17 protein-coding genes are annotated in these 16,288 nt (G+C 37.4%); 15 read left to right on the forward strand and 2 right to left on the reverse strand.

The window, feature by feature from the left end:
* The first annotated feature begins 906 nt into the window (after positions 1 to 906).
* The 6 genes from ACZ5XR_RS10985 to ACZ5XR_RS11010 all read left to right on the forward strand — a co-directional run bounded on the left by ACZ5XR_RS10985 (position 907) and on the right by ACZ5XR_RS11010 (position 5,522).
* Positions 907 to 1,218 (forward strand): hypothetical protein, encoded by a 312-nt coding sequence (locus ACZ5XR_RS10985; protein WP_464501692.1) that lies wholly within the window; start codon positions 907 to 909, stop codon positions 1,216 to 1,218.
* Positions 1,219 to 1,354: 136 nt separating this feature from the next.
* Positions 1,355 to 1,492: a hypothetical protein gene (locus tag ACZ5XR_RS10990; RefSeq protein WP_464501693.1), complete on the forward strand. Its 138-nt coding sequence runs from the start codon at positions 1,355 to 1,357 to the stop codon at positions 1,490 to 1,492.
* Between the two features lie 242 nt (positions 1,493 to 1,734).
* A complete protein-coding gene (locus ACZ5XR_RS10995) occupies positions 1,735 to 2,769 on the forward strand; it encodes an ABC transporter permease (RefSeq protein WP_464501694.1) in 1,035 nt (344 codons plus the stop codon).
* Between the two features lies 1 nt (position 2,770).
* Entirely contained in the window at positions 2,771 to 3,454 is a 684-nt protein-coding gene (locus tag ACZ5XR_RS11000; protein WP_464501695.1) for an ABC transporter ATP-binding protein, read from the forward strand.
* An 11-nt stretch (positions 3,455 to 3,465) separates the two neighbouring features.
* Complete coding sequence (locus tag ACZ5XR_RS11005) at positions 3,466 to 4,146, forward strand: response regulator transcription factor (RefSeq protein WP_464501696.1); 681 nt, start codon at positions 3,466 to 3,468, stop codon at positions 4,144 to 4,146.
* Positions 4,143 to 5,522 carry a HAMP domain-containing sensor histidine kinase gene (locus ACZ5XR_RS11010; RefSeq protein WP_464501697.1) on the forward strand — a complete coding sequence of 460 codons (1,380 nt, stop codon included), beginning with the start codon at positions 4,143 to 4,145 and terminating at the stop codon, positions 5,520 to 5,522. Before ACZ5XR_RS11005 ends, ACZ5XR_RS11010 begins: the two co-directional genes overlap by 4 nt.
* Positions 5,523 to 5,741: 219 nt before the next feature.
* Here the strand turns inward: ACZ5XR_RS11010 and ACZ5XR_RS11015 are convergent, their stop codons facing one another.
* Both ACZ5XR_RS11015 and ACZ5XR_RS11020 read right to left on the reverse strand, forming a co-directional pair.
* On the reverse strand, positions 5,742 to 6,059 hold the full coding sequence (locus tag ACZ5XR_RS11015) for a hypothetical protein (protein ID WP_464501698.1): 318 nt from the start codon (positions 6,057 to 6,059) through the stop codon (positions 5,742 to 5,744).
* Between the two features lie 332 nt (positions 6,060 to 6,391).
* Complete coding sequence (locus tag ACZ5XR_RS11020) at positions 6,392 to 6,679, reverse strand: DUF4257 domain-containing protein (protein ID WP_464501699.1); 288 nt, start codon at positions 6,677 to 6,679, stop codon at positions 6,392 to 6,394.
* A 238-nt stretch (positions 6,680 to 6,917) separates the two neighbouring features.
* Here ACZ5XR_RS11020 and ACZ5XR_RS11025 point away from each other — a divergent pair, with 238 nt between their 5' ends.
* The 9 genes from ACZ5XR_RS11025 to ACZ5XR_RS11065 all read left to right on the forward strand — a co-directional run bounded on the left by ACZ5XR_RS11025 (position 6,918) and on the right by ACZ5XR_RS11065 (position 16,286).
* Positions 6,918 to 8,078, forward strand: coding sequence for a glycosyl hydrolase family 18 protein (locus ACZ5XR_RS11025; protein ID WP_464501700.1), 1,161 nt, complete (start codon positions 6,918 to 6,920; stop codon positions 8,076 to 8,078).
* Positions 8,079 to 8,202: 124 nt separating this feature from the next.
* The gene (locus ACZ5XR_RS11030; RefSeq protein ID WP_464501701.1) at positions 8,203 to 9,015 is read left to right on the forward strand and encodes a polysaccharide deacetylase family protein; all 813 of its coding nucleotides are present in this window, start codon (positions 8,203 to 8,205) and stop codon (positions 9,013 to 9,015) included.
* A gap of 157 nt (positions 9,016 to 9,172) precedes the next feature.
* Positions 9,173 to 10,138 carry a phosphodiester glycosidase family protein gene (locus ACZ5XR_RS11035; RefSeq protein ID WP_464501702.1) on the forward strand — a complete coding sequence of 322 codons (966 nt, stop codon included), beginning with the start codon at positions 9,173 to 9,175 and terminating at the stop codon, positions 10,136 to 10,138.
* A gap of 9 nt (positions 10,139 to 10,147) precedes the next feature.
* The gene (locus ACZ5XR_RS11040; protein WP_464501703.1) at positions 10,148 to 11,113 is read left to right on the forward strand and encodes a hypothetical protein; all 966 of its coding nucleotides are present in this window, start codon (positions 10,148 to 10,150) and stop codon (positions 11,111 to 11,113) included.
* 762 nt (positions 11,114 to 11,875) lie between these two features.
* Positions 11,876 to 12,736, forward strand: a complete 861-nt coding sequence (locus tag ACZ5XR_RS11045; protein ID WP_464501704.1) for an NAD(P)-dependent oxidoreductase — start codon at positions 11,876 to 11,878, stop codon at positions 12,734 to 12,736.
* 248 nt (positions 12,737 to 12,984) lie between these two features.
* Positions 12,985 to 13,776, forward strand: coding sequence for a polysaccharide deacetylase family protein (locus ACZ5XR_RS11050; protein ID WP_464501705.1), 792 nt, complete (start codon positions 12,985 to 12,987; stop codon positions 13,774 to 13,776).
* Positions 13,777 to 14,429: 653 nt separating this feature from the next.
* On the forward strand, positions 14,430 to 15,014 hold the full coding sequence (locus ACZ5XR_RS11055) for a competence protein ComK (protein WP_464501706.1): 585 nt from the start codon (positions 14,430 to 14,432) through the stop codon (positions 15,012 to 15,014).
* A 209-nt stretch (positions 15,015 to 15,223) separates the two neighbouring features.
* Positions 15,224 to 15,961: a conserved phage C-terminal domain-containing protein gene (locus ACZ5XR_RS11060; protein WP_464501707.1), complete on the forward strand. Its 738-nt coding sequence runs from the start codon at positions 15,224 to 15,226 to the stop codon at positions 15,959 to 15,961.
* Complete coding sequence (locus ACZ5XR_RS11065) at positions 15,954 to 16,286, forward strand: hypothetical protein (protein WP_464501708.1); 333 nt, start codon at positions 15,954 to 15,956, stop codon at positions 16,284 to 16,286. The genes ACZ5XR_RS11060 and ACZ5XR_RS11065 overlap by 8 nt, the downstream gene beginning before the upstream one ends.
* The last annotated feature ends 2 nt before the right edge of the window (positions 16,287 to 16,288 follow it).

Here is a 16,288-nt window from a genome sequence, read left to right on the forward strand (position 1 = left end):
ACAAAGCAACCGGTCACCTAGAAAGGTCTACGTGCCCGAAAAAGGAATCAGGCAAAGTAACCAGTCACCTAGAAAGGTCCTACGTGCCCGAAAAAGCAAACAGACAAAGCAACCGGTCACCTAGAAAGGTTCTACGTGCCCGAAAAAGGAATCAGGCAAAGCAATCGGTCACCTAGAAAGGTTCTACTTGCCCGAAAAAGAAATCAGGCAAAGCAACCAGTCACCTAGAAAGGTTCTACGTTCCTGAAAAAACAACTAGACAAAGCAACAGGTCACCAAGAAAGGTTCTACGTGCCCGAAAAAGCAACCAGACAAAGCAACCAGTCACCTAGAAAGAATCTACGTGCCCGAAAAAGAAATCAGGCAAAGCAATCGGTCACCTAGAAGGGTTCTACGTGCCCGAAAAAGGAATCAGGTAAAGTAAACGGTCACCTAGAAAGGTTCTACGTGCCCGAAAAAGCAACCAGACAAAGCAACCGGTCACCTAGAAAGGTTCTACGTGCCCGAAAAAGCAACCAGACAAAGCAACCGGTCACCTAGAAAGGTTCTACGTGCCCGAAAAAGAAATCAGGCAAAGCAACCCAGTCACCTAGAAAGGTCCTACGTGCCACAAATAGCAATTAGGCAAAGCAAAGTAACAAAATTAATGTTTACTTGGATAAAGTGGACGTTAAACATACGGAAGACAAGTATATACCTTTTGTATAAAAGTTAAGTAAAAAAGTCATTTGGAAAAAATGGCTTTTTTTTCTATACATTTTAATAAAAAACAATTAAAATATAAACTACATAGTCAGTTTTTTAAAATATGTGTTTCATAATTCCAATTTGTTTTTTTAAAACGCAGGGACTTGACAAAGATTCCCTTACATCGGTCAATAATTTTCTATTAAGAAAGGTGATAATGTGATTGGGGTCAAACTTTTCTCATACTATTTAGCTGCAATTTTACCTACAATAATAACTTTTTTCATATTAATATGGTTTTTTCCCTATACAGGTCTTGGGAGGATTGTAGCTCTTCCAATGATATTTTTAGTAAATTCTGTGATTCTCATAATTGGATTTATTTCTACTCGTAATTTAAAAGCTGCTCCTCTTACTATGGCCTGGATAGGGATCATTCTTTTAACGTTAGTAATTGCTATCGTTTTTTATCCGCAAGAGTCAGGTCCATCCGTTATCAAACAAATGATTGAAAAAATTAGAAATCACTAGCCTATATAACTTAATTTTCGTCTCCGATCTTTCGCCAATTTAAATATTGTCGGTCTGATTCACCAGTCATAAAAATTTCATCACTGCGGCATATTATGTTTATCAACAATATTTTAATGAATTGAGGTTTTTGAAAATGGATGAATTGCGAAATACTACTCAAGTTGAGGAAGTAAATCAACGCCTTAAAGAAATTCCCAAAGAAGCCGAAGCAAGAAATATTGAAAATCAGCCTCAAACCGGTAAAAACGAGAAAGCCATCGAGCCATTTTAATCCGAAGACCAGCAACACAAAGGAACTTGCTGACCACAAATTTCATAAGCAAAAAACAGGGCATGGAAATTTCCGATGCCCTTTTTTATGTGATAATGAAGATAAAAACAAAAATCTGTCCTTATTTTAAGGGGATTTTTATGTGAAAGAGAATTTAAGTTCAAAATGTAATTTCTTGTTCATGTTCCATTCACATAGCGATTATAAACTAAAGATGTTAAAACGAGTGTGGGGGAATGAAGATGAACATTGCATGGAAAGAAATGAAAAAAAATAAATCCAGATTTTTAATTTTAGGATCAATTGTTTTTCTCATTAGTTTATTAACGTTTATTATTTCCGGCTTGGCAAATGGATTATCAAAAGAAAGTGCAGGATTAATAAAAGATTTGCCTGACGGGCAATTTTATATGACGAAAGAGGCAGCTAAAACCTACAGCTTGTCAAGAATCGATAACAGTCTCCAGAAAGAAATTTTAAACAAACAAAAAGATGCTGCTGCATTTTCCATTCAAATGGGATTTTTAAATAATTCTGATGGTAAGCAACAAAGCGTTGCTTTTGTGGCATCGACCGATTCAAAGTTATTTAAAAACGTAAAAAAAGGGGAAATCATACTGGACCGTTCGATGAAAGATGCTGGTATAAAGGTTGGAGATGCATTAACCACAAATCAATATAATGGCAAGTTTATTGTTAAAGGCTTTGTAGAGCACAGCAAATTCAGCCATGCTCCAGTCGCCTATGTCAGTATGAAGGACTACAAAGAAATTTACAGGCTTAATGAAATGCAATTGATTTTCATCCCTGGAGGGAATTCAACACAAACATTCGCAGGGATGGATTCCTTTTCGAAGGATCAGTTTCTTAATACAATTTCGAGTTATCAAGCAGAGCAAATGTCCCTAAATATGATTATTTGGTTTTTAGTTGTCATTAGCGGAATGCTGTTTGCAATCTTTTTCTACATGATGAATGTTCAAAAAATGGGTTTATATGGTATTCTTAAGGCGCTTGGAGTTAAGACCAGTACCTTGTTTAAAATGATGTGGACGCAGATGATTTGGATTACGGTGATTGCTCTTAGCATTTCTATTGCACTTAGTCAGGCTTTTAATCGGATTGCACCTAAAGGTATGCCTTTTAGCTTAACCCCTGAAACAACCGTACAATTGTCATTTGTTTTCCTTATGATTGGATTTGTCGGAGCTACTCTTTCAGGTATCCAAATCAAAAAAGTCGAACCATTACACGCAATTCAACAAGGAGAGGTTTAAGATGGAAATATTTACAATAGATGAAGTGAGAAAAACTTTTACAAACGGTGAAGTGAAAGAGGAAATCCTAAAAGGGGTTAATCTTTCGCTTAGTGAAGGTGAGATTACAGCATTAGTTGGTGCTTCAGGCTCCGGTAAAAGTACCCTCCTTACGATAGCAGCCGGACTCCAGTCCACTACAGATGGGCAAGTCCGATTCGAAGGGAAAAATATAACGGCGATGAAATCAGAACAAGTCCGAAAAATACGGGCGACTCAATTTGGTTTTATCTTCCAATTCGCACATCTCGTTCCTTTCCTGACAGTAGAAGAGCAGCTGATGCTGATGTTGGATGTAGCTGAATCGAAAATAAAGAAACGTGAACAAAAAAATGAAATTGATAAAATCTTGAAATGGGTTGAAATGAATCATCGGAAGAATGCCTATCCTGCCTCATTATCCGGCGGTGAAAAGCAGCGGGTTGCGATCGCCCGTGCCATTATCCATAAACCAAAAGTTCTTTTTGCAGATGAACCAACTGCAAGTTTGGATTCAAAACGATCGAAAGATGTGATGACGTTAATCCGAGATTTAACGAAAACACTAAACATTGCTACATTAATGGTGACACATGACGAAGAAATGCTTGCATTTGCTGATCATATCATTAAAATGAGTGACGGACAGATAGTGCAAAAAGTATAGGAGAAAAATAGATGACCAATATTTTAATTGTGGATGACGATGTTAATATAATAAAGCTTGTGAATATTCACCTATCTGAACAGGGCTTCCATGTATTCCAAGCAAAAGACGGTATGGAAGCATTAGAAATATTGAAAAAGGCTGCCTGTGATTTAGCCGTAGTGGATGTGATGATGCCATTTATCGATGGATACACTCTTACGAAACAGATTCGAACACTGTATGATATTCCAGTGCTCCTTTTAACAGCCAAAAGTGAAATTGAGGATAAGGAGCAAGGATACCAAGCGGGAACGGATGATTATCTCACCAAGCCATTTGAACCCAAAGAATTAATCTTCCGAATCAAAGCATTGCTGCGACGATATGATCACCAGACGGATGAATCCATACTGAAAATTGGGAATACCGCTATTAACAAAAAGAGCTATGAAGTTCGGGTAGGCAACCGCACATTGCTCTTGCCGTTAAAAGAATTCGAGCTATTATCTTATCTCATGTTGAATCCTAAACAAGTGTTTTCCAGGGAACATTTAATTGAACAAATTTGGGGTTTGGATTATGAAGGTGATGCAAGAACGGTAGATGTTCATATCAAAAGATTAAGGGACCGTTTTAATAAAATGACAGATGATTTTCAAATCAAAACAGTACGTGGGGTGGGATATTTATTGGAGTCCCAACGCTTATGAAAACACTTTATGTGAAATTTATTGTCATAACCATTGGAATGATGTTTATTAGCTTTATCTTAGCCTTTGTCATTTCAAATTTCTATTATCAACAAAAGTTAAAACCTTATAATGACAATAAAAATACAAAAGTCGCGTTGGATATTGCTGAATTTGTCGAGGGTCACCCTAAAACAAATTTAACACAGTATTTGGATAGCATTTCTAAAGTTGGCTATCAAATGTGTCTGGTAGAAACCAACCGAAACAAAACCTATTTTGGTAGGCCTTTTCGGGATCAAAGTCTTTCTGTTTCAACTGAAAAGGAAGTATTAAATGGTCAGATTTTTCATGGTATGCTTCATTTTCCACAAGGGACTTTTGTTACAGGCTTTTTTGCCAATGAACTTAAAAATACGATTGGGGTACCATTGAAGTACAATGGAAAAACCTTTGCTCTTTTTATCAGACCAGACATCCAATTCCTTTTCAATGAGATGCACATTTTATTCGGCTGGATTCTGGGAATCGCCATTACGTTGACCATTGTTATGGTTGTGATTAATACAAAGTATCTAGTAAAACCGATTTCAAACCTTACAAAAGCGACAAAATCGCTGGCAAATGGAGATTTTAATGTCAAAATGAATGTGTCCCGTCATGATGAGATTGGAGAACTTTCCAACAGTTTTTTGCGGATGGCGAGAAGATTGGAACAAATAGATGACATGAGAAAGGAATTTATTTCGAATATTTCCCACGATATACAGTCACCTCTGTCTAATATAAAAGGATATACAACCCTGTTAAATACTGAATCTTTAAGCAAAGAAGAAAGAAGCCAATATGTATCAATCATTAACGGTGAAATCAGCAGGCTTTCGACCTTAACAAAACAATTGCTGCTCCTGTCCTCATTAGACCGAAATGAGGATATTATGAAGAAAAAAACCTATAATCTCGGAAAACAATTGAAGGAATTGGTTCGAAATTATCAATGGGCTATAAGTGAAAAGGAGATTATGCTTAGCTACTCCTTGCCGGATATAGAGATAGACGGCGATCCATCCTTGCTTAATACGGTTTGGGATAACCTCCTTGCCAATGCTATAAAATACAACAAACCAAATGGAACAATTGAGATATCGATCGATCAGAAGGAAGAATCAGTCATCGTAGCTTTTGAAGATACAGGAATCGGCATGAATGATCATGAATTAGGTCAAATATTTGAACGTTTTTATAGGGCAGACAAGGCACGTACCCGAACGGTCGAGGGAACCGGGCTGGGGCTATCAATCGTCAAGACCATTATCGATTTGCATAACGGCAGCATCCATGTAAGAAGTAAAGAAAATGAAGGGACCACTTTTATGGTGGAATTGCCGATCTTTTGACTTGTTGACTGACTAACAGGCAGGGAGTTAGTTCAGTACATGTCTTCACAAAGTAGAAAAAGTTGATCTTCCAAATGAGGAAAATCAACTTTTTTATTACTCGACTTGCGTCTGATTTGGAATCTGCACTCTAAATGTACTTAATCTAATTATAAAACTCTACAATAGCCTTACCACGCGATTTTATTACATGATTTATGCTGTGCTTTTTGTATTGGTTCATGGACCGTTATGTTTCCCCATTTGCATTTTATGCTGCATTTCCATCTTATAATTACCGTTCATCATATAGCCTCCATGCCGGTATCCATTATGATGATGACCCACAAGAAGTCCGATGAACAGTCCCAAAAGAAAGACAATCAAATATTTAAATAATTTGTATACTTTTTTCTTTTTGCGTTGAATATATTCTTGCTTCAATTCTTCCTTTAATTCCTTTTTCATTTGGGCTTTAAAATCTGGTTCTGGATTTCTGGCTAGTTCTGGAGAGGTTTCTGGGGTGGTTTCCGGTTGAAGTTCATTGTTTTCATCCATGTTTTTCGCCTCCTTTTTATCTCGACTTTGAGAAATTATATGCAGGGAGTGGACGGAAAAAAGATGAACAATTTATTAAATTTTTTGGTCTGAATTTATTTGGTCTTGTTGAAATGATTGGATATGCTGATGCCATGTTCAAAAGGGGTATTATAATATAGTTATGTAAACTAAATAACTTCAGGATGATTTATAATTTCAAAATAATGGATATATTTAAGGGGCCGTTTGTCCTTTTTGGCCCAACATAAAATTCCCTCAATGATATACAGTATGCTGTTTCTCATACTGTCTTCACGGAAGGAATCATATCCTATACAGGATATTTTGGATCATTTTATGTTAGTGGACTTTTTTAAGAGTTTAACTTTAATAAGAACTGCATCTCCACCAATCCCTGCAATGATCCCAACCAACACTTTTTCTATTGATGAAATTGGAGCTAAATAAAGCATGAGGAGAAGCGATGAAATTGCACCGAGAAGCATTTCTTCAAGAAAGCCTAGATAAATGAACTTTTTTGTTTTTCGAGGCATGATGATTTTCCCATTTTTCCGAACATGACCAAGAAGCCCAACCGTCCCACCAATTACTACTGAGAAAAAAATGTCCTTTAACATAGTTTCTCACCCCCTTAAGCCTGACTTTTTGACCTAAGGTTAATTCTTGGTGTATTACCATTATACTAAACTTGTAAAAATTACAAAATGAGTAAAAATTACTGAATTTTCCAAAAATAGCACAAAAATAGGTGGTTAATAGATTTTGTTCTTTAACTTGTTCACTTACATATAAATAAAAGGGAAATATGGCAAATACAAGATCATTGAAATAATAGCTAGGTTGGAAAGAGAGGGATTGATCACGAATAACTATAATCATTTTAAAGTTAAATCCAGCAAGCTTCTTTCACATAAATCAGTCTGGATATTTTTCCTTTCCCTTTTTTTTATCATTATGGTTATCCCAAGTATTATTGTTTATTGGACTGGGCATGTTGCTCACTATCATGATTTATTTAACCAATCAAATCAAAAGCAAAACTCCACTACTTTTCAAAATGGATTAGAGTCTGTTCTAAAGCAATCGGTAACCATTGGCTGGGTTTCTGCAAATAATCAAAGTCTTCCAGAATTAACTGGTTATAAGAATCTAAAAGTTGTGTCACCAGCATTAGCAACGATCGACAATCAATATAACCTACAAGTTATTTCCAACTCTACTGTAACGAACTCCATTCAAGCACAAGGAAAAATGGTTTGGGCTCGAATCATTATGAACACTGATACAAAAACGAAAGTGCATGCATTCCTGATAAATCAGAAGAAAGTTCTGGATTTGATTAAAAAAATTCACCAAGTAGCTCTTATTCATAATTGGTATGGGGTCAATATAGATATAGAAAACGTAAGTAAAGAAGATCGTGAAGCATTCTCCCAATTTATTAAAAATTTATCGGCTGAACTAAACAAAACTTCTATTATTCTTTCGATTGATCTACCTCCGGATCCAAATGGAAAAAATAATAATCAATCACCATTTGATCACACTGTAATCGGTAAATATTGTAATTATATTATATTTATGGGGTATGATCAGCACTGGTCCAGTGATCCCGTCCCTGGTCCAGTTACATCCTTACCATGGTTAAACCAGAATTTACAGGAATTTATCCAAACAGGAATTCCTTCTGAAAAACTAATTTTAGGACTACCTACGTATACAAGAATATGGGAACAAAATCAGCAAGGCAGTATTGTAAAGGATCCTGCTGAACCTATTCAATATGTTGAAAGTTTAGCAGAACAAAATCACAGAAATTTAACTTGGGATTCGACTTTAGGAGAGTATTATATTTCTTATTTTGCGAATAACCTCCATTATAAAATTTGGTTACCGACAGTAAAATCATTTAACATTTATTTGAATTTGATTAGCCAATATCACCTTGGAGGGTCTGCTGTATGGAATTTAAATTTTATTAATACAGATTATTGGAATCGAATATATAATAAATAGAGTAGAAAAAGATAAAGAATAAGGATTGTTCCTATCAGCAACTGCAGAATAAAAAATCAAATGGCATTATAAATCAATTCAACAATATACTGATTTTACAATACCTAAAGATAGGGATGTTAGGATGAATCCAAGAAAAATGGCATTATGTTTATTATTGCTCTTGATCATGGCCGCTTTTTTTACCAGTATATCTATACCGGAGAGTACAGTAAGTTCACAAGTAGCAGCAGTCAACAGAAAAGAAGCAGATTACAGTTTGCCAAAAATACAGCATCGAAAATTGGTAACGAGCCCTGCTCGGCAGTTCCAAAATATTGTTTTTTATAAGGGAAATACCCGCCTTAAAGAGGTGGCTCTTACATTCGACGATGGGCCGGATAATTACTATACACCTAAGATTTTGGACATCTTACATGCGAATGGAGTACCAGGAACATTTTTTATAGTAGGAAAACAGGCCAAACGGTTTCCGGAAATGGTAAAGCGTATTGTGGATGATCACAATGCTGTTGGGAATCACTCATGGGATCACCCGGAATTTTGGAAACTTTCAAACGAACAAATTACACAAGAAATTGTTGCTACACAAAATGAAATTCAGCAGATTACGGGCCGTCGAACTACTTTGTTCCGCCCGCCTTACGGAAGATTAGCCCCAGCCGAATTGGGCATAATCCACAATCTTGGGTATAGCATAATTGACTGGTCCGTTGACACATTAGATTGGAAAGGTAATTCAGCGACCGTCATCCTCCAAACTGTAAAGAAGGAGGTTTCACCAGGTGGGATTATTCTCGAACATAGTTTTGGTGGTCGTCCGGGAGAACTGAATGGAACACTAAACGCATTGCCGAAAATTATTAATAGTTTGCAGCAACAAGGGTACAAGTTTGTTACAGTACCAACACTATTAGGCCAAAAAATTAAAACCTAAACAGGGGCAAGAGATATTAATGGGATCGCAGCAGCGAATCCCATTTTTTGTTATTGAACCATAGGTTCATGGTCATCTTTTATTAATATTTCATGAAGAAATATGGAAGATTTATTTTTTATGATAATCTATTAAAGAAAAAAGGATGTGACTAACATTGAGAGTTCTAAAATTCTCTTTATTGACTATATTGACGGCAATTTATACATGGATATCAAGTTCTCTTCTAATCTTTCACGGACCGTTTCCGAATCTGAGAAACTATGTGATTGGGGCGATTTCCACCACCATGCATGAGCAATATTTGGGACCGCTCTCACTGTGGACTGTGAAATTAAATAATTCAACACCAAGTATGTTCACCCAACTGCCAACAGATTCCGGAAGCTCTTCTTTATTAAGAGGCGGGTTTCAGAATGTGAGTGATTCCTCGATTGAGGTGGAAAATTACAAAGACTCTACTTTTTCCGCTAAAATCATGCTGGTCCATGACCCTAAACGAATCAATCTCCAGGTCACAAAATATAAAGGGCATGTAGGCGAAACCGTGAGTGAAATGGTGAATGATGCTGGTGCGGTTGCCGGTATCAACGGAGGAGCCTTTCAAGATGTTGCTTACCAGGGGACGGGAGGCATCCCGCTAGGAACCACGATCCATAAAGGGCAATTTATCACTAAAACAAGCAGCAGGAAGAACCCCATCGTAGGTTTTACAAAAAACGGAGTGCTGGTTGTAGGAGCCTATTCGCCTGAAGAATTGATGAATATGCATGTGACTGAAGCGTTAACTTTCGGACCTGTATTAGTTAAAAATGGTCAAGGTGTCGTGAAAGGAGACGGTGGATGGGGGTATGCCCCTCGGACGGCTATCGGCCAGAGAGAAGACGGAACGGTCATCATGATTGTGACCGACGGAAGACTTGTGCACGGGATGAACAATCTGGGCGCTTCCTTAAATGACCTGATGAATTTAATGCTTAAATACGGAGCCGTCAATGCGGCGAACTTAGACGGAGGTTCTAGCTCCACGATGGTAAAAGACGGTGTACTTGTGAATCAGCCGACAGACGTGCTGGGGGAACGGAAAATTGCATCCAGCTTTGTCGTCATGCCGGAACACTAGGAGGAAGAAATGAAATATTTTTTACTAGCCTTGTTATTGATTACAGGGGCGGAATTCGGTGTTTTATATCATTACAATAGTATTCTAGAAAATAAAAACACATCAGCGCAAAACGCTCCAGAAACGAAAAACGTAAAGATGACGCTTGCTGCAAATGAAAAAGCTAAGCTCATCTCGATTTCCGACAATCATCAATTAGCTGCATATGTGAATGAAAATAACGAACTGCATGTGATGAATATGACAACACATGAAAATGTCTATTCAACAGCAGATGAATATCAAATCGTCTATTTAAAATGGATTGGGAACGATTCCCTTTTTATTGGAGATAAATCAGGAGAAAATTCCCTTACGCTCAAAACATATACTATTGGTTCCCAACCTGAAAGGACAATCATGACCTTTAGCCCTGTAACCAATACCAGCACATTTAAATCGATTGTCTACAGTCCTTATACGAACGATGTTTATACACTAATCGGCAATGATCATATTACGAGAATGTATCATTTTGATACAAATGGAACGTTTACCCTCGTCCCGCTGAATCAAAATTATATCGAAAGACCGATGATGCTCTCGACTGTCAACCAGTTGTTCTACTGCAACGAAAACCATACGATATGGAAAAGGGAAAACATGATGGACACTATGGTGAAGTCCAACAGTGTACCGCTTGCCGTTTATGACGATTCGTTTTACTACGGAGAATTGAATGGTGAGGGAAAGGTGATCGACGTTTACGTAATGAATAAAGGGAAAGAAAGGAAAGTTAACACTTTGACCCACCCGGAGGATCCTGACAAAGTCGCGATTACCAAGGATGGAAACGTTCTTTTGGTCAACAGCCACATGTATTATAACTCGACCAAAAAGAAAACCTATTCTTTGCCGGAGAACGAAGTGATGAAGGTGGAAAACAATACCCTGTTTGCCATCGCTGATAACAAAACCTATTTGGTACAGCCATAAATGAGAGGATAGGTTTTTATAACTGGTCATATTACACAATGTAATTAAAAAGGATGCTATTTTTCTAACGGGATAAATGTAAGTTAAAATGAGTGCCAATTTGTATATGAAATTGACACTCATTTTTTATTGGTGTAAAGCCATTTGGGTGGAATAGGGAAATACACCCCCAATTGTAGGGGTACAATGGCTGTTATACCCCACAAATTTAACCTCAATTTGATTGACAATTTACCTTATAAAAATGCTTAGAAACATAAGTATTCTTATCTTTAATTGAGTAACCAGTGATATTTTAAGCGGAGATTTTTCAGTTATTTGCAAAATGGAGCTCGTTTCGGGGTAAATAAACGGAGGATTTCCGGTTATGCAACGGAAAATCCCCCATTTTCATGTTTTTCGAGTCAATAGGCGGAATCTCTCCGTCTATTTTTGCTATTTTAAGTGCTATTTCCAAATTAAGAGAGGTTTCTCCGCTTATTTATCAAACCAGGGGCTTATAAATCCACCATTACTTAATCCTCTTTCTCAAATTAATACCTCAATGTTACCTTTCCACATTTTCATAACCTTTAAAAATCATTCCTCTTATTTCTTTAAAAACCTCTATGAAGGGTGACAGCCACTCTTTTTTGTCATTAATCAATTAACTTTAATGTGAACTTCGATACACTTACAATATGTTATATATTGCGAATATACATTCTGAGTGATAGTTAAAATAAAATGTATATGGTTATACAAGAAGAGGAGATGTTTCGTTTGATTGGATTTATAGGATTAGGAATCATGGGCAGCGGAATGGCTGGGAACTTGCTTAAAAGCGGCCAGGAGTTAGTTATTTATAACCGAACAAAACAAAAAGCGGATCACCTCCTTCAACAAGGGGCTAAATGGGCAGATTCACCAAAGGAAGTGGCTGCTCAGTCAAAAATAATCTTTACGATGCTCGCAACTCCAAAAGCCGTCGAAGAAGTAGCTTTAGGTGAAAATGGTTTTTTGGATCAATTGACAGAAGGCAGTCTTTGGGTTGACTGCAGTACTGTTGATCCCGGGTTTACACAAAAAATGGCGTTAGAGGCGGAAAAACGTCATATACGCTTTTTGGATGCACCTGTGTCAGGAACAAGGGGTCCAGCTGAAAAAGGAGAATTGGTTTTCTTTGTTGGCGGGAATCAGGAAGATCTAAACGAAGTAATGCCCATATTGGAAGCGATGGGGAAACAAGTCCTATATCAGGGGGAAACAGGGAAGGGGACATCCATTAAGCTAGTGATTAATTTGATGCTAGCTCAATCAATGTTAGCCTTCGCAGAAGCAGTGAATCTCGGGGAGGCACTTGGGTTAGCAAAAGAAACCGTTGTAGAAACACTTCTAAACTTACCTGTAACAGCTCCTGCATTGAAGGGGAAGAAGGATAAAATTCTTCAGAACGACTACGCTGCTGATTTCCCGTTAAAGTTGATGCAAAAAGATTTACAGCTTGTATCCCAAACAGCATATGAACAAAACATGCCATTACTGAGTGCCAATGTCGCAAAGGAAATTTATGCGATAGCTAAACAACAAGGATTAGCCGAACATGACTTCTCGGCCATTTTTCAGTTTTTAGCAAAAAAATAAAATTTAAAGGGTGAATGAAGATTACGGTCATTTATTAATGAAAAGGAAATGCATATAAATCAGCAAATATTTATCGTAGTATATCTCATAAAAAGAGCATTGGATTCGGCAATCTATGCTCTTTTTTACTTTATTCATTAACCTGAATATAGTCTTATTTGTTTTTGTATATGTGTGTTGAAAGAATTATCTTAACAAATAATACAAAAACTATATTGGTATTATAAATTTTGTGGACAGGTGATTTTATGAATCGTGGTACTATTACGTTTTTATTCTGTTTTCTCTTTTGTTTGGCTTCTCTCTTTGGATGTACGTCTGAACAGAAAAAGGAATCAATGTCACTGAAAAGTGGGAACGATGTCGAACTCGGATTATCAAAAGCACAGCATAGGCAGCAGGCGCAAAGCCTTTCCAATCAATTTCCAGGCGTAGTGATCTATAAGGGGAATCCTAAGCAGAAACGAGTGGCGCTCACATTTGATGATGGACCAGATCGTTACTATACGCCAAGGATTTTAGACATATTGCGTGCAAAGGGAGTACCAGGAACTTTTTTTATGCTAGGAAAGAAAGTCAAACTTTATCCAGATATGGCGAGACGTATCGTTAGCGAAGGGCATGCGATTGGGAATCACTCTTGGGATCATCCGAAACTATATACACTTTCCAACGAAAAGATGACGAAAGAAATTGTTTCAACAGCTCACCAGATTCAGCGTATTACGGGAAAGCAAAGCAACTTGTTTCGACCACCTTATGGAAAGGTGAGTGCCGAAGATGTAATACTGATCCACGAGCTTGGGTATCGTATCATTGACTGGTCCGTAGACACATTTGATTTTAAAGGAACATCGGCTCCAGCTATTCTACAACATGTAATGAAGGACATTTCGCCGGGGGGAATCATTCTTCAACACTGCGCTGCAGTGCGTTCAGGAGAACTGGATGGGACATTGAAAGCTCTGCCTCAAATCATTGATCAGTTGAGAGCAAAAGGCTACGAGTTTGTGACAATACCAACACTACTTAGTAATTAACCATTTATTTCTAAGAAAAATTTTGTAATCCAAACGGAAGGTGGAGCTCACCTTCCGTTTTTTAAATTTTGAATAATGATTAATGCTTTTTTTGGCTAAAAAGCTAATATTATCAAAATTCATAAATCTATCATATTTTACCAAAATTCTATTTTTTTCTGCTGTTTTCGACTGATTTTACGCCAAAAAACATGTTATTTCAAAAAAACTGAAATATTATACTAATAAAATAAATTTTGTCAATATTTCTTTCCACTATTTAGAATTAACCCTATTGAGAAAGGTAAATGAGAATGCAAGCGCTTTATTCACTGAGGTTGCAAGAATAATCATAAACGATATAATGAGGTCGAAGTCAAATAAATGGAATTTTATGAGACTTTACTAGTATTTAGGGACTAGGATATCGTTTTTTGTGATGGATTACAGATGAGAGGTTTATTTCCAATAGTGGTCAAATGATTCAAGGCAGAGAATCACTTGGGGCAAATAAGGAGGTGAGGCGGATGTGAAGGAAAAACTAAAAAACCCATAGACGGATAAGTCCTGGCAGACGTCGTCCATGGGTTCTCGCTAGTTGGGTATACCAACTATGTTAGTATACCCTTTATTTTAAAAAAAGCAATCATGAAAAATTTAAAGGAGGGCTAACAATGACAATCAAATCCACTTATTTGATAAACGGAAAAACCATTCTCTTATATGGGGTTTATTATGAACATGGAGAATTCTATACGTTCGTCATCGAAGGAGACGACAGCTTTCTAGTCGCGATGTCGCCTGAAAAGCTGATCGATGAATCATTAAAACAATACGGTTCTAATCTAAAAGGTGCACTCGACAGTTCCAAAGATCTTCTTGGGGATAACCGGAAGATGTATCCGATTAAAATGAATGGTGAATTGGATATTTGGCTGTTTCCGACGAAGTCCTATAAGAAGAAGGATTGTGTCTGGTTTGTACTGAACCATATTCGCGAAACCCTGCCAAAGGGCTTAAAAAGAACACTCATAACCTTAAGCAATGGCCACACCTTTGAATTGGAAATGAAGGAATCAGCCTTTCGGGAAAAACGACGGACGGCTGAGGGTTTAAGAGACAAAATCACAACGAATATAAAATACCCGAACAGCTTAATGGTGGAACGAAAAAAAGGGATCACCATTGTGGAAGTAAAGGGAGAGTATAAATTTAAAGGAAAACGCAAGGAAAGCCATCACAAAATCGGTCAGAATTAACAATCGAGCAGGAGCGAAAAAGGCATGCTGCCTATCAAAGGAAAGCACCTAAGACACAAATGTTTCGTTTTTTTTTTAATATTTTGCAGCTAGCATGTCCTTTTTCCATCTAGATTTCTATTTATATAGTGAAAGCAGTGAGACGATCGATTGATCAATCAGTAAAACAGTCATTCGTCGAGCAGCAAGCGTAAAAGGAGGATAAGCATATGAGCAAATTACTTATTAATGAGAACCCATTGATGGTGAGTCCGACACTCGCAGCAAGGCTTGGTTTAAATGAGGCAATCATTTTGCAGCAAATTCATTATTGGGTTTCGAAAAGCAATCATTTGATTGAAGGTCGAAAGTGGATTTTCAACACCTATAAGGATTGGAAGAAGCAATTCACGTTCTGGTCAGAGAGTACCATCAAGCGGGCTATTCATTCCCTCGAGAAACAAGGATATTTAATTTCGGGAAATTGGAATTCGACGAAAATGGATAAAACGAAATGGTATACGATTGACTACCAACAAATAGAAGAATTGGAGTCTATTCAACTTGAATCCTCCGAGACTCAAGATGAGTCATCGATGGATGTAGATGAGACGGTGGAGGAAGCAAGTCTGAACCAAGCAATAACAGAGAGTACTTCAGAGAATACAACAGAGAATCAACCCCTTTATGTCGAGATCATCACCCACCTTAATCAAGCAACCTTTGCATCCTACAAACCGACAACACGAAAAACAAAGGACCTGATCCAAGCGAGATGGCGTGAGGGCTTTACCGTTGAAGATTTTAAGAAAGTGATCGATAAAAAGGCTTCCGAATGGCTGTCAGACCCGCGTATGAGCAAATTCTTAAGACCGGAAACGTTATTTGGTCCAAAGTTTGAATCCTATCTGAACCAGAAAACAAGCGGGAAACCAATTCTGGAGGAGGATTTTGATCTAAATGACTAAGCGCGAAACGTTTGAATTGCTGAAAAAAATCAAAGTTTTCTATGACCAGTTTATCGTTGATCAAGAAAAATTAAACCTTTGGCATGAAGTGTTAAAGGATTTTTCGATAGAAGAGATTCAGGAAAATCTGTTTGCTTATGTAACAGGAAGTTCCTTTCCACCAAAAGTGGCCGACCTGATCCAAAAATCCGAATCTAAGCAGGTGGTACCGTCCCCGAATGAAACAAAGGGGATCTTTACAGCAAGACTCGTCCCGGCCAGACCGGAAGTTGTGCAGCGAGAACTGGCGAAGATGAGAGACCTATTAGGGATTATGAGGGGGTGAGA

It is taken from the genome of Neobacillus sp. Fa239 (assembly GCF_055395235.1).